Origin of the sequence: Mycobacterium lehmannii (assembly GCF_002245535.1) — a bacterium.
In the GTDB taxonomy this organism is placed as follows: domain Bacteria; phylum Actinomycetota; class Actinomycetes; order Mycobacteriales; family Mycobacteriaceae; genus Mycobacterium; species Mycobacterium lehmannii.
The window spans coordinates 48,249-69,636 of sequence record NZ_NKCN01000016.1; the positions used below are offsets into that span (position 1 = coordinate 48,249).

Here is a 21,388-nt window from a genome sequence, read left to right on the forward strand (position 1 = left end):
GCACAGGGACCGTGGGCTGAGGCCATGTGGGCTGATCAACGATTCCAGAAAGAGAACGAGCGCAAATGACCAACACTCCGCGGTATTCCACGGACCAGCCCTCGAGTTCGGCTGCGGGACAGTCGTATCTGCACAACCAGGCTCACATCCCCTCGCATCTGCGCTATGAGTGGCGTTACGGGCAGCCGCTGGCCTATGACCTGAATTATTCTGCGCAGCAGGCTGATACCGCTCCGATCCCCAGAATCCAGCTGAAGAAGTCTCGTCGCGGGCTCGTCGTTGCCGGCGCTGTCGTTTGCGCGGTCGTCGGCGGCGGGGTCGGCGCGGCCGTTGTGGGCATCGACGACCGCCCGCACCACCCGACCGCCGCCCAGACACCCATCGGTGCTGCGCCCCTCACACCACACGCGGCCGCCACTGCGCCCGCGGGCACGGTGGAGGAGGTGGCGGCCCGGGTGCTGCCGAGCGTCGTCCAGTTGAAGATCGACTTGGGCGGTGAGGGCCCTTCGGGTTCGGGGATTGTGTTGAGTGACGACGGTCTCATCCTCACCAACAACCACGTCGTGGCTTCCGCGGCCGGCAGTGATCGCGGGATGTTTCCCACCTCGCGGCGTGGCGGGCCCACGGCAACCGTGGCCTTCTCCGACGGCAGAACCGCACCGTTCAGCGTTGTCGGTGCCGACCCATCGGGCGATCTTGCCGTCGTTCGCGCCGAGGGGGTTTCCGGATTGACGCCCATCGCCATCGGATCCTCGGCGGATGTGAAAGTCGGCGAGCAAGTCGTCGCGATCGGCTCTCCCCTCGGCTTGCAGGGAACGGTGACGACGGGCATCGTCAGCGCGCTGAACCGGCCGGTGTTCGCCGGCGGCGATGCGGGCGGAGACGTCACTGTGCTCAACGCCATCCAGACAGATGCTGCAGTGAACCCCGGCAACTCCGGCGGCGCACTGGTGAACATGCGCGGCGAGCTGATCGGCGTGAATTCCGCAATCGCGAGCATGGGCAGCGGCTCCGGCGGCCAGAGCGGTTCTATCGGGCTGGGCTTCGCGATCCCCTCGGATCAGGCCAAGCGTGTCGCCCACGAACTGGTCACGACGGGCTCCGCCAGTCATGGTGCGCTCGGTGTGAAGCTCGGGAGGGAAGCCACCAAGGCCGGCGGCGCAACCGTCGCCGTCGTCGACGGTGGCCCCGCATCCGCCGCTGGACTGCCGAGCGAAGCAGTGATCACCAAGGTCGACAACCAGCCGATCGACGGCCCTGAGGCGCTCGTGGCGGCGATCCGCTCGCGCGCCCCCGGTGAGGACGTTTCCGTCACCTATCTCGACGGTTCGGGGGCTGCTCAGACCGCGCAGGTCACGTTGGGCGAAGCGTAGGGCCATTATTGAGCCGGCCGCAGAACCACCACTCCAGGAACGGTCCGGACGTAGTCGAACAGTGGGGTGTCGACCACCTTGTTGTCGCCAGGAAGCGAGGACGCGTTGCGTAACACCGGACCATCCGGCGTATCGACGAGGATTCCGACATGCGTGACGTCGAGGCCGCCGTCTTCGGAATACGCTCCGATGTAGTCACCGGTTCGGAGGCCGCTCACCACGCCGTTGTCGAACTGCGCGCTCGGAATGTAGGACACCGTCCGGGGCACAACCGGCAAACCGGGCAGGTACACGCCGCCGGAGTCCTTCTGGTTCAGATTCTTCTGAACCGGAATCGCGCTGGTGCTCAAGCTGGTTGTGATGTCGGTCGCGACCGCCGGTGTGGCCGCTGCCCAGTCGGTGAAGAAATGCTTGCGGTTCGCGAAGCCCACGACACCGTCCTTGTAGCGGACATCGACCAGCGCGGCGATGAACTCGTCGCGGTTAGCCGCCCGTTTAAGCGCCTCGACGTAATCGGCATAGGTGAAGCAGTCGACTTTCGACAGTTCGACCACCAACTGCTCCGGCTCGCTCGCCGAACCAACGAGAGTGTGTGCACCATAAGGGGTTCCGAGAAACGCGCGTGAGATGACCTCCGCAAGCTTCGGTGGTGGCGCGTCGTTCCTGGCCGTCAGCATCCGCTCGAGGATCTGCGTGTTCTGCTCGGAGATCGCGACTTCGGGCGCCGGCGCTTCCGTGGCGGCAAGGTAATTCACGGCCAGGATCGGGTTGGCCTCGGCGTAGCCCACCGGCAGCAGCACGTCGCCGGCGGTGGACAGGTAGTAGACCTCCCACCGGTAATAGGTGTCGAAGCCGGCAGGGTCGGCGGCCATGACCGCGGCATAGTCGTGGATGGCCCGCACGTAGTTGTTCGAGTTGTTGTAGCGGTACAGCGCGTAATCGCGGTCTCGCGCGAACCCGTTGGCGGACAAGTAGCGTCCAGCCGCCATGATGCTGTCGCGAGGCGAGTGAATATCGCCGCCCGCGCCGAAAGCGGCGAACGTCGACGGCATGAACTGCATCGGTCCCTGCGCACCTGCCGTGCTCACCCCGGCGACGCGTCCGAAGGCGGTCTCGACGAGATTGATCGCCGCCAGATAGTGCCATGGCACCCCGAACTCGGCTTCGGCCTCGCGGTAGTGGGTCATCAGTTCGTCCATCGGCGTGGGCGGAACGATCCGCCACGCGGGCAGCGTGTCCTTCGGTCGGCTCATCACGCCGAGCTCACGCCGCGCGTGGACGTTGTGGTCGTAGATCTTCACCAGCTCCGGCGGAATCCGCGGGCGCACGATCGGGTCCCACTCGGGGTGTCGTCCGATGGCTCGATACGCCAACTGCTGCCGCTGCGCCGCCGCGTTCTTCAACGACTCGGTCGACGACGGCTCACGCAGGGCCCGTTCGTCGGCGACCAGATCGTCGGCGATGCGCACCGGATCGGACGCCAACTCTCGGCGCGGTCGCTCGGCTGCGGGCGGCGGGGCCGCAGCAGCGGGCGCGGCTGACGTGGCGGGGGGTGCTTCCTGCTTCTCGGAATCCGAGCACCCGACCGAAGCGAACAAGATCATGCCGACGCTCGCGGCGGCAGCGATTCTGGCGGCGTCGAAACGCCGTGCACCGGCATTCATTGCCGTCGGAGTCTAGCGCCGCCGACGGCGCCGGCGGATCACGCTTGCTTGGGCTCGGGGCACAGGTACAGCCGCGCACCGGCCACGATGAAGTTCGACAGCGTTTCGTCCTTGGTCGCGATGTCCAGCTTCTCGGCCACGGCGGTCGAATCGGCACCGCGCGCGAACTGCGTACACGCGTCGCGGGCGAGAGTGGTCAGTGTGGTGCAGTCGCCCGTATAACCCACCGAGGTGATGCTGCGGCAGAGGTCGTCCTCGGGCGAAGCGGCAGCCTGGGGCGCGGCCATCAGCAGGCCGACCGCCGCGATCGAAAGCGCTGTGAGTGCACGCGTAGTCATGTCACGTCCTTCCTAGCGCCTGACTACCCGTTCTGGCTCGGGGCACGCAGGATCGGATGCATATCGAGATTGCGGCGTTACCGAGGCCGGGATGGCCGCATCGCTGCGCAGGGGTGGTGACAGACTGCGAGCATGGCGTGGGACTTCAGCACCGAACCGGAATTTCAAGAGAAGCTCGACTGGGTCAAGCAGTTCTGCGAAGAGAAGGTCGAACCACTCGACCACGTGTTCGCGCACGCGGTGCGCATACCCAATCCGGCGGTCAAGGCTTACGTCCGCGAGCTTCAGCAGGAGGTCAAGGACCAGGGCCTGTGGGCGATCTTCCTCGACAAAGACCTCGGCGGCCCAGGCTTCGGACAGCTCAAGCTCGGCCTGCTCAACGAGATCATCGGCCGCTACTCCGGCGCCCCCCACATGTTCGGCGCGTCTGCCCCAGACACCGGAAACATGGAGATGCTCGCGGCCTACGGCACCGAGGAACAAAAGGAGCGATGGCTCAAACCGCTTCTCAACCAGGACATGTTCTCCGCCTACTCGATGACCGAACCGCAAGGCGGCAGCGACCCCAACCTGTTCAGGACCCACGCGGTGCGCGACGGCGACGAATGGGTGATCAATGGCGAGAAGTGGTTCACCTCGGCAGGCCGGGTCGCCGACATTCTTTTCGTGATGTGCACCAACGGGATGTTCGTCGTCCCGCGCAAGACGCCCGGCGTGGAGATCATGCCCGAGCCGCGCAACCACAACCACATCATCTACCGCGATGTGCGCGTGCCGCTCGACCATCTGCTGGGGCCGGAGAACGGCGCAAAGGTGTTGGCACAGAGGCGACTCGGCGGCGGACGCATCCACCACGCCATGCGCACTATCGCGCAGTGCACACTGGCCTTCGACATGATGTGCGAGCGCGCACTCAGCCGCGAATCGCACGGAAAGATCATCGGCGAACACCAAATGGTGCAGGAGAAGATCGCCGAGTCCTACGCGATGATCAAGATGCTGCGCCTGTTCGTCCTCGAGACGGCGTGGAAGATCGACAACACCTCGACCCAGGAGGCTCGCACCGAGATCGCCGCGGTCAAGTTCTCGATGGCCAAGGTCCTGCGCGAGGTGTCGTTCAACGCCTTGCACATCCTCGGGTCGCTGGGCACCACCGACCTCACCCCGATCCAGGCGATGTACGCCTCCGCCCCGACGATGGGCATCGCCGACGGCGTCGACGAGGTGCACAAGGCAACCGTCGCGCGCCGCGTGCTGCGCGACTATCAACCGCACGAGGGCGACTTCCCGACGGAGTTCCTGCCCTACAAGCGGGAGCAGGCGCGCCGGAAGATGCAGCCCGTGCTCGATGCCCGCCCCGAATTGGCGGCCGCCGCCGAGGCATATCAGAAATATCTGTCGGGGCGCCGCTGACGTTCGCTTCGAGGGCGCTCGCCTAGGGTGGAAGGCATGCGGTTCGCCATCGCCCTACTCGGAGTGATCGTCGCGTTGTTCGGCTTGCTGTTCACCCTCCAAGGCTTCGGCGTGGTCGGTGGCAGCCCGATGAGCAACACCACCACGTGGTCGATCCTCGGCCCGATCATCGCTCTGGTCGGTATCGCGCTGGCCGTTGGCGGTCTTCGCCGTCGCAGGCCGTGACGTTCACCCGGGTCTGCGGAACACCGTTTCGACGCCGACTTCGTGAGGGCGACGGCGCTATGCCCGTGCCAGGTGGACAGGCGATCGTCGATGTTCGCTGAAAGCGCACAAGCGAGGGCCGCCGGTCTGTAACGCTCGGGTAGGCCGAGCGATGAATTCTGTGAGGCCGGCAGCGTCGGGGGAGCCCTCAGGGTGCTCGTTTCCGTCTCAGCGACGAACCGTGTCGCACGGCGCCGAGCCGCCAACCAGGCAGAGAAGGGAGTGGAGGCACGATGGGTGCTCCGCTGAATGAATTCCGCAGGGATGTCCGGAAACGAGGTATCGCCGTCGTCGCGTCGGGAGCCGTGATCTCCCTGACCGCGCTGACCGCCGGGCTCGCGCCTGCCGTGGCGCAGCCGGACTCCGACGACGTCGTGACGACGGTCGCGCCGGAACCCAGAGTCAGCGCTCCTGAGCCGGAGGTGACCGTCGAGCAGCCGACCTCGGCCCCCGAGCCGCAGGTGCCGGCGACCCAGGTCGCGCCGCAGACGCAGGCACCGCAGACCCAGGCGCCGCAGACGCAGGCACCGCAGACGCAGGCGCCGGCCGTCGAGCCGGAGCCCGCCGCCGAGCCGGAGCCGGCTCCCACCAAGCAGCCGGAGCCCGAGCCGCAAACCATGGCCCCGCCGAAGACCAGCACCGCGGTCCAGTCCGCGGAGCCGTCGACGCCGGTCGCCGAGCCGTCGACGCCCGCCGAGCGGACCCCGGCGACGTCGGCTGCGCCGCGTACCAGCGGCGCCGCTCCGGCGACCAAGCCCGAGACCAGCGAACCGGCCGAACCCGGCGAGTCCACCGCGTCGTCTGCAGCGGTCGCACCCGCGTCGGGCACCGAGACACCGACGTCGAGCGACAAGACGGTGGCGGAGACCACCGCTAACGAGGAGAGCGGTTCGGACTCCGACACCCCGACCGTGTCGATCGAGAACGCCTCCAAGGAGATCGAGACACTGGCACCCGAGACGCTCGAAGCGCCGGCCGAAGACGTCGAACTCGCACGCAACGCGAAGCCGGTGTTCGAACCGGAGCCCGCGCCCGCCCCCGAGGAGGACGTGAACGCCTTCAAGCAGTCGGTCGACATGACGCTCGGCTTGAACGGCGCCGAGGCCAGCGCCAGTGCGAAGGTCGAACTCGAGGCCAAGCGCGACCGCGACTTCGAGTTGGTCAGCAATGTGCGTCAGTGGCAACCGGAGTGGATCGAGTACGACGAGTTCTACCGCCCGGTGCTGATGAACCCGTTCCGGGCCCCGGTGCGCATCGTCTACGTCTACGACATGCGACCGCGCATCGCCTACATCCCGCCGCTGTCGCGGCTGGTGCTCGAGGCGGCCCAGTTCGCCGCCTACAGCTTCACCGCGGCGGTCCTCAGCCCTGTCGTCGCGGCGGCCAACGTCGCGCAGGCGGTGAGCAACATCGCGGTCGGCACCTTCTTTGGTGGCGGTTACTTCCCGGGCGCCGGCCTGCCGTTGCCTCCGCCTCCGCCGCCCGTCCTGCGCTACGACAACGTGCCGGTGTTGGTCAATTACTCCAACGCCCGTTACGAGCCGTTCCGGGTGCGCCAGATCGTCGACGTCGGTGAGGACCGGGTGTACGGCGGGCGCAAGGTGCTGCTCGACGGCGCGACGCCGGTCTGGGGTGAATGGACGCAAACGGCAAGCGGGGAGCGCCAATTCGAGGTCCGCAAGACCCAGCAGTTCCCCGGCTTGAGCGAACCGGCTGAGGCCCCGCTGCCCGGCGACTACCGGCTGCGGCTGGCGTCGGACGAGGCGTCGACCGGCGGTCTGACCGGCAGGGACATCTTCCTGATGGTCTCGGCGGGTGTGATCGGCACGCTCGGCTTCGGCGCCATCGGACTGGCGTTCTTCCTCGGTCGTCGGCGGCCCGAACACTGACGGGTCGCGGGCGCACCGGGAAAGTCGTCACCGCCGTTACGCCGCCGTCAACAAGGGTGCATGATGGTGCGATGCCCGAGGTTCGCGTGGGTCCGCTGCTTCGCCACGTCGGCAAAACCGACGCGACCGTATGGGTCGAGACGGACAAGCCGTGCGGGGTCGAGGTCCTCGGCAGTCACGCCGACACCTTCGAGGTCGAAGGTCATCACTTCGCGATCGTCTGCGTGACCGACCTCGACCCCGACAGCGACCACCCCTACGAGGTGCATCTCGACGGGGAAAAGGCTTGGCCGCCAAACGGATATGAGTATCCGCAACCGCGGATCCGGTTGATGCCGCGGGACGGCTCGCTTCGGCTGCTGTTCGGGTCCTGCCGCGCGTCGGCCCCCCATCACCCGCCCTACACGTATCAGCACTGGTGGCACCCCAAGGGCAAGGGCATCGACGTGCTGCGCACATACGGGATGCGGATGCTGCGCCAGCCGTCGGCGCTGTGGCCCGACGCCCTGCTAATGATGGGTGACCAGCTCTACGCCGACCAGGTGAACGACACGATCAAGGATCTGGTCGCCGATCGCGAAGTGCACGCCGACGGCCCCGTCGAGGTGCTCGAGGACTTCGAGGAGTACTGCATCGGCTACTGGGACGCCTGGTGCGATCCGGTCGTGCGGTGGATGCTCTCGACCATTCCGACGTCGATGATGTTCGACGACCACGAGATCAACGACAAGTGGAACACGTCGCAGGCCTGGCTCGACGAGAAGCGCCAGACCGACTGGTACCAGACGCGGATCATCGGCGGGCTGATGGCTTACTGGATCTACCAGCACCTCGGCAACATGTCGCCCGACGAACTGGCCAAGGACCAGACGTTCCAGCGCGTCATCGAGACCAGGCAGGGTTCCGAACTGGTTCGCGAACTCGCTCAGGTAGCCGAAAAGGACGACGGTGCATCACATTTCAGCATGTGTCGTGATCTCGGTCCGGCGCGGTTGATCGTCGTCGACGCCCGCACCGGCCGCCAACTCAAACCGGGGCGGCGCCGGATCACCACCGACGAGGAATGGGACTGGATCACCGCCAACGCCGACGGGAACTACCAGCACCTGCTGTTCGCCAGCTCGCTGCCGATCCTGCTGCCCTACGGAATGCACCACATCGAAGCGTGGTCGGAGGCCGTCGGCGACGGCGCCTGGGGACGATGGCTCACCGGTCTGGGGGAGAAGGTTCGCATCACGGCCAACCTCGACCACTGGGCCTGCTTCCAGGAGAGCTTCCGGCGCTTCGAAGATCTGGTCATCGACGTGGCGAGCGGCCGGCGAGGTCCCGCGCCCGATTCGGTGGTGCTGTTCGGCGGCGATGTGCACCACTGCTGGGTGTCCGAGGTCGAGGTACCCGACGAGGCGACCAGGCTCGGCACCAAGGTCTGGCAGGTGGTCTGCTCAGGCCTGCGCAAAGAGCCGTCCGCGGTCGAACGAGTCGTCCTACGGCTCGGTCACACCGGATTCGTCGAGACCGTCGGCAAGGCGCTGGTGAAAACCACGAAAGTGCCCAAGCCGCGGCTCCGGTGGCGACCCGTCTCCGAGCCGCATTTCCGCAACCAGGTCGGGACACTGGAGATCGCGGGCGGCGAGATGGGCGTACGGATCGAGAAGGTGACCGGCGGCTGGCGCAAACCGCACCTGACCACCGTCATCGAGCACAAGCTGCTCTGAAATCGCTTCAGCCGGCGCCTTTGCCGTTGTCGACCCGGTAGACCGCACCGTGGATCGCCGCGGCATCGTCGCTGGCCAGGAATGCGATGGTCTTGGCGACGTCGACGGTGTCCATGAACCCGCGCGGCGACGCGATGCGCATGATGAGGTCCCAGTCGGCGTTGTCGGGTGCGGAGAATTCGGTGGTCTGCGCGGTCGGCATGCCGCCGGGGCAGACCGCGTTCACCCGGACCTTCTCCTTGGTGTACTCGACGGCCAGCGCCCGGGTCAGCCCGACGAGACCGTGCTTGGCCGCGCAGTATCCGGCCGAGTACACCTCGCCTTCCACGCCCGCGATCGACGACACGTTGACGATGTTGCCGCCGCTCTCCAGAAGATGCGGAAGCGCGGCACGACAGAGGTAGAACGGCCCGTGCAGGTTCACCGCGAGATCGCGTTCCCACTCGTCGTCGGTCACCGCGGTGGTGTGCCGCATCTGGTGAAAGCCCGCCACATTCACGAGGACGTCGAGGCGTCCGAATTCCGCCACGCACCGCGCGACAGCCTCACGACACGCCTCCGAGGACGTCACGTCCACCGACGCGAAGCGGCCGCCGGGGACCGCCTCGAACACCGCCGCCATCCGTTCCGCGTCGCGCGCGATCCCGAAGACGGTGGCGCCGCGTCGGGCGAACAGTTGCGCGACCGCCGCGCCCAATCCCGCCGAGGCGCCCGTCACCAATGCGACCTTGCCGCTGAGTTGACTCATGGTTGAAGACCCTCTCACGGGCAAGCGCGCGGTCCGACGACCGGAGTCGCCGCAACTGACGGTCCTGGTTCCTATGGTCGAGGGGTCGAGACGCGAGGGCGTTCCGGGGGTACGGCGGCCCACAGCGCGCGGGTGTAGTCGTCGCGGGGTGAGGTGAACAAATCGGCGGCCGGCCGGTACTCCACCGCCGCGCCGTCGCGCATCACCAGCACGTCGTGGCTGACCTGCTGGACGATCGCGAGGTCGTGTGCGATGAACAGGTAGGTCAGCCCTAGGTCGCGTTGCAGACCGGCCAGCAGATCGAGCACCTTCGCCTGAACCGAAACATCCAGCGCCGCAGTCGCTTCGTCGAGGATCAGCAACTCGGGTTCACCGGCCAGCGCGCGGGCGATGCTCACCCGTTGGCGTTCACCGCCCGACAGCTCGTGCGGGTAGCGCGACGTGAACGACGTCGGCAGGCCGACGAGGTCGAGCAGTTCATCCACCCTGGCGGCGCGGGCGCGCCGACCCTTCGCGAGCCGGTGCACGATCAGCGGTTCGGCGATCGTGGCGCTGACGCGGGCGCGCGGGTTCACCGACGAGAACGGGTCCTGGAACACCAGGCCGATTCGCCTGCGCAACGCCTTCTCCGCCTTCCCGCGCACCCCGAACACGTCGGCGTCACCGAGTTTCGCGGTGCCGGCGTCGGGCCGCACCAGGCCGGTGAGCGCGGACGCCACGGTCGACTTGCCCGAGCCTGACTCGCCGACGAGGCCCAGGGTCGTGCCGCGACGGATCTGAAATGACAGGTCTTTGACGGCGTGCACGGTCGACTTGCCGACCGGTGTACTGACCTCGAACCGCACGTCGAGACCCGCGACGTCCAGCAGCACCGGCGCATCCGGCACCGGGGGCGGACCCGGGCGCCCGACGAGTGGTCGCGCGGCGAGCAGTTCTTGGGTGTACTCGTGGCGTGGCCGGTCGAAAACGTCGGTGACCGAGGCCTGCTCGACCGCTTCGCCGCCGCGCAACACCGTCACGTCCTCGGCGACCTGGCCGATCACGCCGAGGTCATGGCTGATCCACACCACCGCCGTGCCGAAGTCGCGTTGCAGTTCAGCGACGAGTTCCACGATCTGTGCCTGCGTGGTCACATCGAGCGCGGTGGTCGGTTCGTCGGCGATCAGCAGAACCGGATCGCACGCCATCGCTATCGCGATCATCACGCGCTGCTTCTGCCCACCGGACAGCTGATGCGGATAGGCGCGCAGCCGCGACTGCGGATCCGGCAGGCCGACCGCCCCGAGCAGCTCGAGCGCCCGGCCGCGCGCCTGCTGCCGGGTCATCCGCCGGTGCGCCTCAAGTGATTCGGTGATCTGCCGCTCCAGCGTCAACAGCGGGTTCAGCGACGTACCCGGATCCTGGAACACGAACCCGATCTGGCCGCCGTGCACGCTGCGCAACACTCGGTTCGAGGCTCCGACGAGCTCGGTACGGCCGGATTCGGTTGTCAGCGTGCTCGTTCCGGAGACGCGCGCACCCGGCGCGTCGAGCAGGCCCGTCACGGCGAGGACGGTCATCGACTTGCCCGAACCCGACTCACCCACGATCCCGAGGGTCTGTCCGCGGTGCACGTCGAACGACACTCCCCGCACGATCTTCCGCCTGCCGATGCTGACCTGCAGGTCGCGTACGCTCAACACCGGATCGCTCACTGCTGCGTCCCTTTCCGGCGGGTTTCGGCGAGCGTGCGCTGCCGGGGATCGAGGACGTCGCGCAGACCGTCACCGAACAGGTTGAACGCGAGCACGGTGACGAAGATGGCGGCACCGGGGAACACCGCCATCCACCACGCCATCGTCACGAAGCCCTGCGAATCGAAGATCATCCGCCCCAGCGACGGCTGCGGCGGCTGAATACCCAACCCCAGGAACGACAATGCGGCCTCGGACAGGATCGCGAACGCCAACGACAGCGACGCCTGAACGACCAGCGGTCCGGCGATGTTCGGCAGGATGTGGCGGCCCAGGATGTAGAGATGCCCGGTGCCCATGCTGCGCGACACCGACACGAACGGTTCGACGCGCACGCTCATGGTGCTGGCGCGGGCCACCCTCGCGAAGATCGGCGTGTAGACGATGCCGATCGCCAGGATCGTCGTCGTCACCCCGGGCCCGAGGATCGCCACCACGGCGAGCGCGAGCAGCAGCACCGGGAACGCGAACATCACGTCCACCACGCGCATGAAAACGGTGTCGAGCCAGCCGCCGCGATAGCCGGACACCACGCCGATTGTCACACCGACCACCGCGGCGAACGCCACGCTGATCACCGCGACGCGCATCGACGCCTGCGTGGCCACCAGCACCCGCGACAACACGTCGCGGCCCAGTTCGTCGGTGCCGAACCAGTGCGCCCCGCTGGGCGGTTGCAGCGCGTTCGGGACGTCGACGTCGTTGATACCGTACGGCGCAATCCAATTGGCGGTGACGGCGACGAACGCGATCAGCACGAGCAGGGCCGCGCTGACCACCGTGACGGGGTTGCCCATGAGCAGCCGCAGCGACGACACCCTGCCGCTCGACTCGGCGGGAATTGTCATGACAACCGGATTCTCGGGTCGACGACGGCGTAGAGCACGTCCACGATCAGGTTGATCAACAGGAACAGCGCCGCGATCAACAGCACCGTGCCCTGGATGACCGCGTAGTCACGCCCGGCCACCGCGTTGTAGACGAGCCGGCCCAGCCCTGGCCAGGCGAACACCACCTCCACGACGATCACCCCGGACATGATCGTGGCCAGCTGGATACCGGTGATGGTCAGGATCGGGATCAGAGCGTTGCGCACGGTGTGGCGCAGTGTGACCACCCGCGGCGCAAGCCCTTTCGAGCGCGCGGTTCGCACGTAGCCCATCGCGGCGACCTCGAGCACCGCAGAGCGCACATAGCGCGTCAGAATCGCGCCCGCCACCAGTCCGACGGTGAGCGCGGGCAGGATCAGGTGGCGCAACCAGCCCACGGGGTCGTCGAACAACGGCCGGTAGCCCGAGGTGGGCAGCCAGTGCAGCGTCGAGGCGAACAGCGCGATGAGCAGTATGCCCATCCAGAAGTCGGGGATCGACACCCCGAACTGGCTGCCCACCCGCACGAGCGCGTCGCTGAGCCGGCCCTCGTGCAGCGCCGACCAGATTCCGGCCGGGATGGCGATGAGCAGCGCGATGACGATTCCGACCGCCGCCAGTGACACTGTGGCTGGCAGTCTTTCGAGCAGGATCACCGTCACCGGGTCGCCGTTGCGAAAACTCACCCCGAGATTGCCGGTCAACGCGTTCCCGATGTAGGACAGGAACTGCTCGACGATCGGTTTGTCGAGGCCGCTCGCCGCTCGTAGCGCCTCGTAGGCCTGCGGTGTGTAGCGGGTTCCCAGCGCGATGCGCACCGGATCGCCGGGCACCAGATGCACCAGCGCGAAGCTGACGACCAGCACGCCGAGCAGCACCACCGCCGAATACGCCAATCGGCGCGCCAGAAACCGCGTGATCGGGTGAGTGAGCAAGGCCGTCATCAGGTTTCGCTCCCGTCCAGGCTCGCGGTGCGGAAGCGCACAGCACCGTCACGGCGGGCTTCGTAACCCGACAGGTTGGTCACCCACGCCTGGATCACCGACGGGTTGTACAGGTAGATGTAGCTCACCTCGTCGGCGATGATCGTCGCGGCGCGCTGATAGAGCTCGAAGCGCGCTTGGCGGTCCGTCTCGACGCGGCCCGCGTCGAGCAGGCGGTCGACCTCGGGATTGGAGTACTTCTGGGCGTTGCTCGTTCCGTTCGTATGGTGCTGGGCGTAGTAGAAGTCGTCCGGGTCGATGTTGCCGAGCCAGCCCATCATCAGCATGTCGAAGTTGCCGTTGTTCTGCTCGTCGAGCCAGGTGGCGAAGTCGACGGTGCGGATGTTGACCGTGATGCCAAGTGGGGCAAGGTTATCGGCGACGACCTGCGCCGCGGTCACGGTTTCGGGATACTCACTGGTGACCAGCATGTCGAGATCGACGTCATCCACGCCGGCCTCGTCGAGCAGTCGTTGGGCGGTTTCCGTGTCGTAGCGGTAGCGGTCGTATGCGGTGTACCAGGGGTTGCCTTCGGGGATGGCGAGCTGGTTGGCGGTCGCGGTGCCATAGCTGGTGGCCTGCACGATCGCGGCGCGGTCTATGCCGTAGGCGACGGCTTGGCGTGCCCGCACGTCGTCCCACGGTTTGTGCGCCTCGTTGAGCGCGAGATACCAGTAGTCGTTGCTCGCAGCCACCTGCAGATGCAGCGAGTCGTCGTCACGAAGCTGCGCCACCCGCTGCGTCGGGACGGAATCGGTCCAGTCGACCTCACCAGCCTGCAGCGCCGACAGCGCGGTCGACGGTTCGGAGATGAACCGGAACGTCACACCGCCCACGTTCGGGGCACCAGCCCAGTAGGCCTTGTTCGCCGACAAGACGATGGAGTCGCCGCTCTTCTGCGACTGGAACGCGAACGGTCCGGTGCCCACCGGGTGAGTGGCGATCTGACCGCTTTCGACGTTGCGGCGCTGCACGATCGCCATTCCCTTGAACCCACCGATGTTGGTCAACAGGTTGGGCGTCGGATGTTTGACCCGGATCACCACGGTCATCGGGTCGACGGCCCGCACGTCGGTCACGGCGCTGAACTTGTCGACGTTGGCCAACTGCTCGTCGATGATGCGCCGATACGAGAACACGACGTCGTCGGCGGTGAACGGGCTGCCGTCGTGAAACGTCACGCCCGGTCGCAGATGGAACGTCCACGACAACTCGTCGGGGCTGACCTCCCACGACTCGGCGAGGGCTGGCCGCATCTCGAGGTTCGCGTCCGGTTCGACGAGCGTGTCGAAGACGTTCTCGAGCACCTCGAAGGAGAAGTACGCGCTGGTCTTGTGCGGGTCGAGCTGGTCGGGTTCACCGGCGATGGCGGCGACGAGGCTGTTCGAGGATTCCCCGAGATCCACGCCTTGGCCGGTGGAGCACCCGGCCAGCACCGTCACGGCGGCGACGGCGGTGACGACCACGGTGGCGAGTACTTCCACCAGTCGTTTCATGCCTTCACCCCGCCGGTTGTGTGCATCGTTTCTACCCCTCGCCAGGGAGCCGCGAAACCCGGAGCCGGGGAAAGCCGTGACGACGCTGCGTGCACACTGAGATACTCGACATCAACCGTAGACGGCTGGAGGGGCACGACGTGACCAAGACGATCGCACGGGCGTTGGGCGTCGCGGCGTGTGCGCTCGGGCTGATGTTCGGCGCCGCAGGGATCGCGGCCGGCCAGGGTGACGTGAAATCCCCCGACACCCCCGAAGGGGTCTACACGGTCAAGATCGCCGGACAGGCCGAGACCACCTGGGAGATCTTCCCGATCTGCGTGCCGACCGTCGGCGATCTGCGCGAGCCGCTGATCCTTCCCGTCGGGTGCCGACTGAAGGTCACGCCGGCAGGTCGCGGTGGCGCCGAGGCCGACATGGTCGGCGGCGAGTGGACGTTCAAGGCGAACACGTTCGACTCGATCCGTAACTGCCCCGACGGAAGCACCGCGCTGCAGAAGGAGATCTACTCCTTCAACGGGGCCACGCTCACCGGGCGCGCCAGGATCATCCACGGTGCGGTGTGCGGCGAGCAGCCCGGGATGGTTGAACTGCCGTTGACCCTGACGTTCAAGGAACCGCTGTCGATTCCCGTCACGCCGTATCCGCTGATCTGCGAGCCCGGCGGTCTGCGCCGCTGCTTCTAGGTGCCTGACGATCCGTCGATCGGAGGAGCGGCCGGGCGCGGGCTGGACCCCGCCGGGCGGGCCAGTCTGCCACTCCTCAACGGCAAGGCCCTAGACCTCACCGGTCCCGGCCTGACCGATCGATGGGGTGTCACGTGCACCGACCTCGGCGCGTCGGCGGTCGCGCCGAACGGAAAACTGGTGTCGGTGTTCGGCGACACCTTCTCGGGTTCGCGGGTCGGCGAGGGGGATTGGCGATCCCCGGTCGTCCTGATCGGCACCGGCGACGCCGACCACCCGATCGTCTACGAACGCGCCGGCGGCAGCGATCCCGACTACGCGCGCCAACTGTGGCACTACGAGCACGACGACGCCGGCACCGGCTGGCGTCGCGGCGGTATCAGCACGGTGATCCCGTCGGACCTGCTGACCGTCGGCGGGTCGATGTATCTGCACGCGATCGTCAACCGCGGCTTCGGCAACGTCGTCTGGACCGAGATCTGGCACTCGCACGACAGCGGGGTGAGCTGGACACATCTGGGGGACAAGGCCAAGTTTCCCGCCGACCTGCACGACGGTCATGCACAGTGCTGGGCTTGGGATTACGACCCCGGCGACGGCTGGGTGTACGTGGCCGCAACCGGCTTCCAGCGCGACAAGGGCATCGTGCTGATGCGCGTGCGTCCGGAGCATATCGGCGACAGGACCCGTTATCTGAGTTGGCATTTCGACGGGACGCGATGGTCGTGGGGGACGAGATCGGCGACGCCGATCACGCCCGTCGGCGAGCGATGGGGCGAGCTCGCGTTCCGCCGCATCGGGCCGGGAAAGTGGGTGCTCGGCGGGTTTCTCGCGTCGAAGTACGCGCTCGGCTACCGCGTGGTGGCCTCCCCTGTCGCCAACATGCACACCACGCCGGTCCAGACACCCATCCTCGGATCGGCGTGGCAGGACGAAGACCATGTCGGCAGCCGGGTCGCCCAGCTCTACGGTGGCTACCTGTTGCCGGGGTCGCGCTTCGACATCGACGGTGGTATCGGACTGATTGTCTCGCAGTGGAATACGACGACCGGCTGGCCGTATCGAGCGATGCAGTTCAAGACCGCGCTCAAAGACAGCACCAAGACGGTGCCGCCGCCCGACCCGATCAATTTGTAGCGTCCGATCCGTCGGGGTCGTGACGCCCCTATGGTGTTAGAGCGGGGCCGAAGGGAAGGCGAGCAGTGGCTGGGAGATCTGGGGATTCTGGCGCCAAACGTGTAGTGGTCTGGGGCACCGGTTTCGTGGGCAAGATGGTGATTCCCGAAATCGTCGAACACCCCCTGTTCGAGCTGGTCGGCGTCGGCGTGAACGACCCGGACAAGGTCGGCCGCGATGTCGGTGAGATCTGCGGGCTGGACACGGAGTTGGGACTGGCCGCGACCGACGACGTCGATGCGCTGATCGCGCTGAAACCCGACGCGCTGGTGCATTACGGACCGACGGCCAATCACGCCGACGACAACATCGCACTGATTACCCGATTCCTTCGGGCCGGCATCGACGTCTGTTCGACCGCGATGACGCCCTGGATCTGGCCCACGATGCATCTGAACCCGCCGAACTGGATCGAACCCATCACCGAAGCCTGCGAACTCGGCGAATCGTCGTGCCTGACCACCGGCATCGACCCCGGGTTCGCCAACGATCTGTTCCCGATGACGCTGATGGGTCTGTGTTCGGAGGTGCGCAAGGTTCGTGCCTCCGAACTGCTCGACTACACCAACTACGAAGGCGACTACGACCGCGAGATGGGCATCGGCAAGCCGCCCGAGTACCGTCCGCTTCTCGAAAATCCCGACATTCTGATTTTCGCCTGGGGCGCAACCGTTCCGATGATCGCGCATGCCGCGGGCATCATGCTCGACGAGATCACCACCACATGGGACAAGTGGGTCACGCCGACCGAACGCAAGACCGCCAAGGGCATCATCGCCCCGGGGAACGTCGCGGCCGTGCGGTTCACGATCAACGGCGTGTACCGGGGCGAGACCCGCATCCAGCTCGAACACGTCAACCGGATCGGTAACGACGCGGCGCCCGACTGGCCGTCGGGCAACGAGAACGACGTCTACCGCGTCGACATCGAGGGCACACCCAGCATCTTCCAGGAGACCGCGTTCCGTTTCACCGACGGTTCCGGGCGCGACGCCGCCGCGGCCGGCTGCCTGGCGACCGGCCTGCGCGCGCTCAACGCGGTGCCCGCGGTCAACGACCTCTCGCCGGGCTGGGTGACGGCGTTGGATTTGCCATTGATTCCGGGCGCAGGCACCATCCGCTGATGGCCGATGGGATAGGGCTGTCGGTTGGCGCGACCAACCTGGCGGCCGTCGTCGTGGGCAGATCAGCCCTGACCCGGTCGCCGGTGTTGACGCGGTTCCCGCACCGGCCGCCCGAGGTCGGCGTGCCCAGCGAAAACCCCAACCTCGACGAACGCGGCCTGATCCTGACCGATTTCGTCGACCGGGTCGGCGACCATGTCGGCATCGTTGCCGCCGACGGTTCCACTCACAAGGCCGACGTCGTGCTCGCCGACGCCCTGCGGGCGATGCTTCACGCGGTCGGAGGCGGCCGAAGTCCTGGCGGCAACATCGCAGTGACGCACCCGGCGCACTGGCGGCCCGCCTCCGTCGACGCGCTGCGCGGCGCGCTGGCCGCCGTTCCCGAGTTTGCGCGGCCGCGGACCGCGCCCGTGGTCTCAGACTCGGTGGCGGCGCTGACCTCGCTGCAGGACGAACCGGGGGTGCCCAGCCGCGGCGTCATCGCGCTCTGCGACTTCGGCGGGACCGGAACGAGCGTCAGCCTGTTCGATGCCGGTAACGGTTACGCGCAGATCGGCGAGACCGTCCGCCACCACGACCTGTCCGGTGACCTGGTCGACCAGGCGCTGCTCACCCACGTCCTCGAGGATCTGTCGGCGGCCGGGGCCGTCGATCTGTCCAGCACCTCGGCGATCGGCTCGCTGTCTCGATTACGAGCGCAGTGCCGCGGCGCCAAGGAGCGGCTGTCCACGGCGACGTTCACCTCGCTGGTGGCCGAATTGCCCGGGCACCGCAGCGATGTGCGGCTGACCCGCACCGAACTCGACGAAGTGCTGAGCGGTCCCCTCGCGGGTTTCGCGAACACCCTGCAGGAGATCTTGGAGCGCAACGGAATTCGTGGACTTGCGGCCGTCGCGTCGGTCGGCGGCGGGGCGCGGATCCCGATCGTCACCACCACGCTCTCGGAGCGGTTCCGCGCGCCGGTCATCACCTCGGCCCATCCCGAATTGGCCGCGGCCGTAGGCGGTGGATTGGCGGCCGTGCGGGGAACCGTGGAAGAGGGGATGACCGCGATGTCCGCGGCGCCCGGGGCTGCGGCTGCCGCCGCCGCGGCGACGGCGATGGCCCCCGAGGTCGGCTCCCCGGGCGACGAGGGGGCACCACAGTCGGGTTCCTTCGGGGCGTTGGCCTGGTCGGACGCCGAGGAGTTGCCTGACGTCCCCGAGGGCGTGGCCACGGACCCCTACGACTACGGACCGCCCGCGGGAGCCGGCGAGGTGCGGCCGCAGATGCAGTTCGGAGACGACGAGTCCTGGGACGACCTGCCGCCGCGACCGGTGCCGTGGTATCGCAATCCGGCGGTCCCGCTGGCCGGCGGTGTCCTCGTGGTGCTGGCGGCGCTGGTGGCCGCGGTGCTGTGGGTGATGTCCGGCGACGAGTCCGCACCCGATCCCGCGTCGACCACCACACCGCCGATGACGGTCACCCCGCGGCCCACGACACCGACCACCGCCGCGCCGCCGCCACCGCCGGCCACCCAGGCGCCGCAGACCGTCTACCGGCCGCCTCCGCCGGTGACGCGGACGGTCACCGAACCGCCCCCGTCGCCCGAACCGCCACCTCCACCTCCGCCGTCGCCGGAGCCCCCTCCGCCGACGACGGAGCCGCCGCCGACGACCGAGCCGCCGCCGACCACCCAGCCACCGCCGTGGAGCCCGACGGCGCCGTATCCGACCATTCCAGGTCTTCCGTGGGTGCCCGCTCCGCAACTACCCGGTCAGCCGGGACCGTAGGGTAGTTCGGTCGGCTGGCAAGATTTCGGCGGCGCTGCTAATTATTGCCACCTATTGGTAGGGTGCCGGCATGCATACGGTCGCGGTTGTCGCGTTGCCGAACACGATCGCGTTCGACCTGGGCACCGCTGTCGAGGTGTTCGGCCGCGTTCGACTGCCCTCAGGGGAGCCGGGATACCGGGTCATGGTGTGTGCGACGGCTCCGGTGGTGACCGCAGGTCCGCTCGCCATCGCGAGCGACCGCGGGATCGCAGATCTGCGGCGCGCCGACACCATCGTGGTGCCCGGCTGCGACGACCTGGACACCCCGCCGCCCGATGAGCTCGTCGACGCGCTGCGATCGGCCCACCGCGGGGGAGCGCGGATCGCGTCCATCTGCACGGGCGCGTTCACGCTCGCGGAGGCGGGACTGCTCGACGGTAGGCGGGCCACCACCCATTGGGTGGCCGCCGACCTGTTCCGTGCGCGGTATCCCGATGTGCACCTCGATCCCGACGTCCTCTACGTCGACGAGGGCGACATCTTGTCGTCGGCCGGCGCGTCGGCCGGGCTCGACCTGTGTCTGCACATGGTGGCGCTCGATCACGGCAGCGCGATGGCCGCCGATGCCGCCCGCATGGCGGTCGCGCCGTTGCACCGCAGCGGAGGCCAGGCCCAGTTCATCGTGCGAAACCGCCCGGCAGTCAACAGCATTGCCGAACAGACCACGCTCGACGACCTGCTGGCATGGCTCGAACACAACGCGCACCGCGACCTGACACTGCACGACTTGGCCGCGCAGGCGGCGCTCAGTGTGCGAACCCTCAACCGTCGCTTCCAGGCCGAGACGGGGCAGACGCCGATGCAGTGGCTGACGGGTGTGCGCATCCGCCATGCGCAGCAGTTGTTGGAGAGCACCGACCACGGTGTCGAACGCATTGGCCGCGAGGTCGGCTTCACGTCCGCGGCGAACTTCCGCGAGCAGTTCCGGCGACTGACCGGTGTGTCGCCGCAGAGCTACCGCAACACGTTTCGCGATCGCATCGCCGGCTGACGGCTCAGGGGTTCCTCGGCTTCTTGGTCAACACCAGGTGCGCCATCGGGATCTGAGTTTTCTCGGGGGCCGCGGCGAGCCGGGCGGCCAGGCCCGCCTCCAGGCGATCGAAGACCTGTGCCGTCCGGGGGTCGGCGGCGCCGCCCTCGAGTGCGGTCGCCAGCATCGGGAACACCGCCGCCCTGGCGAACGACGCCCATTGTGCCCCGAAAGTCGTTGCGTTGCCTTCGACTTGGTACTGCTGCCAAAAGCGGTCCCCGGCGTCGAAGATCTCGAGATGTTCGATCTCGAGTTGTTCGAAGCGGCCCTTAGGCGCGAACGGCGCCAGGAAATCCTGTTCCCGACGGCCGACGATCGGGATACCCATCCGGTGCACCTCGTCGGCCGTGAGCAAGCCGTCGGCGGCCAATTCGTCGATCGCATCGACCAGCGCGCCGAGCACCTTGCGGTACCCCACCTCACCGTTGTCGTCGACCGCCGTCGTCATCACGACGAGACGACCACCGCGGCGTAGCTCGCGACCGCGGAACGCGATGAACTCGTGCCAGTCGGTGGCGGCCTGCCTGGCGTACGCGGCGCGCACGGTCTCGTCGCGGCTGTAGGCCACGTGGACATGATCGGGGATCGGCGCGGGGACACGGCTGAGCCAATGGATGGCCCACGAACTCCAGCCGAGGATCACACTGCTCGACGGCATGATCTGCGAGTAGAACGACCGCCCGATCGCAGAGGCGAAGGCCGCCGAGTCCTTGCTCAGATAGGTGTCCGGATCCTCGGCCAGAGTGCGGAACAACGCGGTGAAGTCGTTATCCGGTACGTCGGTGTGCACGACCAAGGTGGGGTGATCGGTGCGGGTCCGCTTGCGCACGACCGCGATTGCCGCGCAGATGGGCAGCAACGAGTTGTGGCCGGTCGACGCGCCGTAGTCGGCGATGACGAATGGCTGCGGAGGCCTCGGGATCGGTACGGCCGCGGCCGCTTCCTCGAAGAGCTTGATCGCCCCCTGTAGGCCTGCGGCCTGCAGACGCGAACCGGCGGTGTACGACCCGCTCTCTATCGGCTCGGGCCGCACGACGATGCTGGACTCGGGCATCGCGACCTCCGTGACGTGC

At 67.5% G+C, this 21,388-nt stretch carries 18 protein-coding genes and 1 pseudogene; 10 read left to right on the forward strand and 9 right to left on the reverse strand.

What is annotated here, in order from left to right:
* Positions 1 to 65 precede the first annotated feature (65 nt).
* Positions 66 to 1,373, forward strand: a complete 1,308-nt coding sequence (locus tag CEX87_RS17845; protein WP_094288363.1) for a S1C family serine protease — start codon at positions 66 to 68, stop codon at positions 1,371 to 1,373.
* 5 nt (positions 1,374 to 1,378) lie between these two features.
* On the opposite strand, the gene CEX87_RS27650 is transcribed toward CEX87_RS17845, so the two are convergent.
* From CEX87_RS27650 to CEX87_RS17855, 3 genes and pseudogenes are all read right to left on the reverse strand, one after another.
* On the reverse strand, positions 1,379 to 2,050 hold the full coding sequence (locus CEX87_RS27650) for a DUF1460 domain-containing protein (RefSeq protein WP_416171918.1): 672 nt from the start codon (positions 2,048 to 2,050) through the stop codon (positions 1,379 to 1,381).
* Positions 2,051 to 2,110: 60 nt separating this feature from the next.
* Positions 2,111 to 3,037: pseudogene (locus CEX87_RS27915) on the reverse strand (lytic transglycosylase domain-containing protein); the annotation flags it as partial.
* A 38-nt stretch (positions 3,038 to 3,075) separates the two neighbouring features.
* Positions 3,076 to 3,375 (reverse strand): DUF732 domain-containing protein, encoded by a 300-nt coding sequence (locus CEX87_RS17855; protein WP_094288365.1) that lies wholly within the window; start codon positions 3,373 to 3,375, stop codon positions 3,076 to 3,078.
* Between the two features lie 132 nt (positions 3,376 to 3,507).
* Here CEX87_RS17855 and CEX87_RS17860 point away from each other — a divergent pair, with 132 nt between their 5' ends.
* The 4 genes from CEX87_RS17860 to CEX87_RS17875 all read left to right on the forward strand — a co-directional run bounded on the left by CEX87_RS17860 (position 3,508) and on the right by CEX87_RS17875 (position 8,656).
* Complete coding sequence (locus CEX87_RS17860; protein WP_094288367.1) at positions 3,508 to 4,788, forward strand: acyl-CoA dehydrogenase family protein; 1,281 nt, start codon at positions 3,508 to 3,510, stop codon at positions 4,786 to 4,788.
* Between the two features lie 36 nt (positions 4,789 to 4,824).
* Complete coding sequence (locus tag CEX87_RS17865; RefSeq protein WP_067297796.1) at positions 4,825 to 5,013, forward strand: hypothetical protein; 189 nt, start codon at positions 4,825 to 4,827, stop codon at positions 5,011 to 5,013.
* A gap of 272 nt (positions 5,014 to 5,285) precedes the next feature.
* Entirely contained in the window at positions 5,286 to 6,941 is a 1,656-nt protein-coding gene (locus CEX87_RS17870; RefSeq protein ID WP_094288369.1) for a hypothetical protein, read from the forward strand.
* A gap of 71 nt (positions 6,942 to 7,012) precedes the next feature.
* The gene (locus CEX87_RS17875; protein WP_094288371.1) at positions 7,013 to 8,656 is read left to right on the forward strand and encodes a DUF7800 domain-containing protein; all 1,644 of its coding nucleotides are present in this window, start codon (positions 7,013 to 7,015) and stop codon (positions 8,654 to 8,656) included.
* Positions 8,657 to 8,663: 7 nt separating this feature from the next.
* On the opposite strand, the gene CEX87_RS17880 is transcribed toward CEX87_RS17875, so the two are convergent.
* The 5 genes from CEX87_RS17880 to CEX87_RS17900 form a co-directional block, all read right to left on the reverse strand.
* Positions 8,664 to 9,404: an SDR family NAD(P)-dependent oxidoreductase gene (locus tag CEX87_RS17880; protein WP_094288373.1), complete on the reverse strand. Its 741-nt coding sequence runs from the start codon at positions 9,402 to 9,404 to the stop codon at positions 8,664 to 8,666.
* Positions 9,405 to 9,475: 71 nt separating this feature from the next.
* Positions 9,476 to 11,098, reverse strand: coding sequence for a dipeptide ABC transporter ATP-binding protein (locus CEX87_RS17885; protein ID WP_094288375.1), 1,623 nt, complete (start codon positions 11,096 to 11,098; stop codon positions 9,476 to 9,478).
* The gene (locus CEX87_RS17890) at positions 11,095 to 11,985 is read right to left on the reverse strand and encodes an ABC transporter permease (RefSeq protein ID WP_094288377.1); all 891 of its coding nucleotides are present in this window, start codon (positions 11,983 to 11,985) and stop codon (positions 11,095 to 11,097) included. Before CEX87_RS17890 ends, CEX87_RS17885 begins: the two co-directional genes overlap by 4 nt.
* On the reverse strand, positions 11,982 to 12,950 hold the full coding sequence (locus CEX87_RS17895) for an ABC transporter permease (RefSeq protein WP_094288379.1): 969 nt from the start codon (positions 12,948 to 12,950) through the stop codon (positions 11,982 to 11,984). Before CEX87_RS17895 ends, CEX87_RS17890 begins: the two co-directional genes overlap by 4 nt.
* Positions 12,950 to 14,485, reverse strand: coding sequence for an ABC transporter substrate-binding protein (locus CEX87_RS17900; RefSeq protein ID WP_094288381.1), 1,536 nt, complete (start codon positions 14,483 to 14,485; stop codon positions 12,950 to 12,952). Before CEX87_RS17900 ends, CEX87_RS17895 begins: the two co-directional genes overlap by 1 nt.
* A gap of 140 nt (positions 14,486 to 14,625) precedes the next feature.
* Between CEX87_RS17900 and CEX87_RS17905 the strand changes: the two genes are divergently transcribed.
* From CEX87_RS17905 to CEX87_RS17925, 5 genes are all read left to right on the forward strand, one after another.
* Positions 14,626 to 15,171 carry a hypothetical protein gene (locus CEX87_RS17905; protein WP_233151432.1) on the forward strand — a complete coding sequence of 182 codons (546 nt, stop codon included), beginning with the start codon at positions 14,626 to 14,628 and terminating at the stop codon, positions 15,169 to 15,171.
* 42 nt (positions 15,172 to 15,213) lie between these two features.
* Complete coding sequence (locus tag CEX87_RS17910; protein WP_094288468.1) at positions 15,214 to 16,308, forward strand: DUF4185 domain-containing protein; 1,095 nt, start codon at positions 15,214 to 15,216, stop codon at positions 16,306 to 16,308.
* 134 nt (positions 16,309 to 16,442) lie between these two features.
* On the forward strand, positions 16,443 to 17,471 hold the full coding sequence (locus CEX87_RS17915; protein ID WP_066809961.1) for an NAD(P)H-dependent amine dehydrogenase family protein: 1,029 nt from the start codon (positions 16,443 to 16,445) through the stop codon (positions 17,469 to 17,471).
* A complete protein-coding gene (locus tag CEX87_RS17920; protein WP_094288383.1) occupies positions 17,471 to 19,243 on the forward strand; it encodes an Hsp70 family protein in 1,773 nt (590 codons plus the stop codon). The genes CEX87_RS17915 and CEX87_RS17920 overlap by 1 nt, the downstream gene beginning before the upstream one ends.
* A 70-nt stretch (positions 19,244 to 19,313) precedes the next feature.
* On the forward strand, positions 19,314 to 20,276 hold the full coding sequence (locus tag CEX87_RS17925; RefSeq protein ID WP_094288385.1) for a GlxA family transcriptional regulator: 963 nt from the start codon (positions 19,314 to 19,316) through the stop codon (positions 20,274 to 20,276).
* A 4-nt stretch (positions 20,277 to 20,280) separates the two neighbouring features.
* On the opposite strand, the gene CEX87_RS17930 is transcribed toward CEX87_RS17925, so the two are convergent.
* Positions 20,281 to 21,369 (reverse strand): class I SAM-dependent methyltransferase, encoded by a 1,089-nt coding sequence (locus CEX87_RS17930; RefSeq protein WP_094288387.1) that lies wholly within the window; start codon positions 21,367 to 21,369, stop codon positions 20,281 to 20,283.
* Positions 21,370 to 21,388 lie beyond the last annotated feature (19 nt).

Coding starts and splice junctions, on each gene's coding strand:
- CEX87_RS17870 (WP_094288369.1), top strand. CDS start 5,286: ATGGGTGCTCCGCTGAATGAATTCCGCAGGGATGTCCGGAAACGAGGT.
- CEX87_RS17925 (WP_094288385.1), top strand. CDS start 19,314: ATGCATACGGTCGCGGTTGTCGCGTTGCCGAACACGATCGCGTTCGAC.
- CEX87_RS17860 (WP_094288367.1), top strand. CDS start 3,508: ATGGCGTGGGACTTCAGCACCGAACCGGAATTTCAAGAGAAGCTCGAC.
- CEX87_RS17890 (WP_094288377.1), bottom strand. CDS start 11,985: ATGACAATTCCCGCCGAGTCGAGCGGCAGGGTGTCGTCGCTGCGGCTG.
- CEX87_RS17855 (WP_094288365.1), bottom strand. CDS start 3,375: ATGACTACGCGTGCACTCACAGCGCTTTCGATCGCGGCGGTCGGCCTG.
- CEX87_RS17875 (WP_094288371.1), top strand. CDS start 7,013: ATGCCCGAGGTTCGCGTGGGTCCGCTGCTTCGCCACGTCGGCAAAACC.
- CEX87_RS17920 (WP_094288383.1), top strand. CDS start 17,471: ATGGCCGATGGGATAGGGCTGTCGGTTGGCGCGACCAACCTGGCGGCC.
- CEX87_RS27650 (WP_416171918.1), bottom strand. CDS start 2,050: ATGCTGACGGCCAGGAACGACGCGCCACCACCGAAGCTTGCGGAGGTC.
- CEX87_RS17930 (WP_094288387.1), bottom strand. CDS start 21,369: ATGCCCGAGTCCAGCATCGTCGTGCGGCCCGAGCCGATAGAGAGCGGG.
- CEX87_RS17845 (WP_094288363.1), top strand. CDS start 66: ATGACCAACACTCCGCGGTATTCCACGGACCAGCCCTCGAGTTCGGCT.
- CEX87_RS17880 (WP_094288373.1), bottom strand. CDS start 9,404: ATGAGTCAACTCAGCGGCAAGGTCGCATTGGTGACGGGCGCCTCGGCG.
- CEX87_RS17915 (WP_066809961.1), top strand. CDS start 16,443: ATGGTGATTCCCGAAATCGTCGAACACCCCCTGTTCGAGCTGGTCGGC.
- CEX87_RS17900 (WP_094288381.1), bottom strand. CDS start 14,485: ATGAAACGACTGGTGGAAGTACTCGCCACCGTGGTCGTCACCGCCGTC.
- CEX87_RS17865 (WP_067297796.1), top strand. CDS start 4,825: ATGCGGTTCGCCATCGCCCTACTCGGAGTGATCGTCGCGTTGTTCGGC.
- CEX87_RS17895 (WP_094288379.1), bottom strand. CDS start 12,950: ATGACGGCCTTGCTCACTCACCCGATCACGCGGTTTCTGGCGCGCCGA.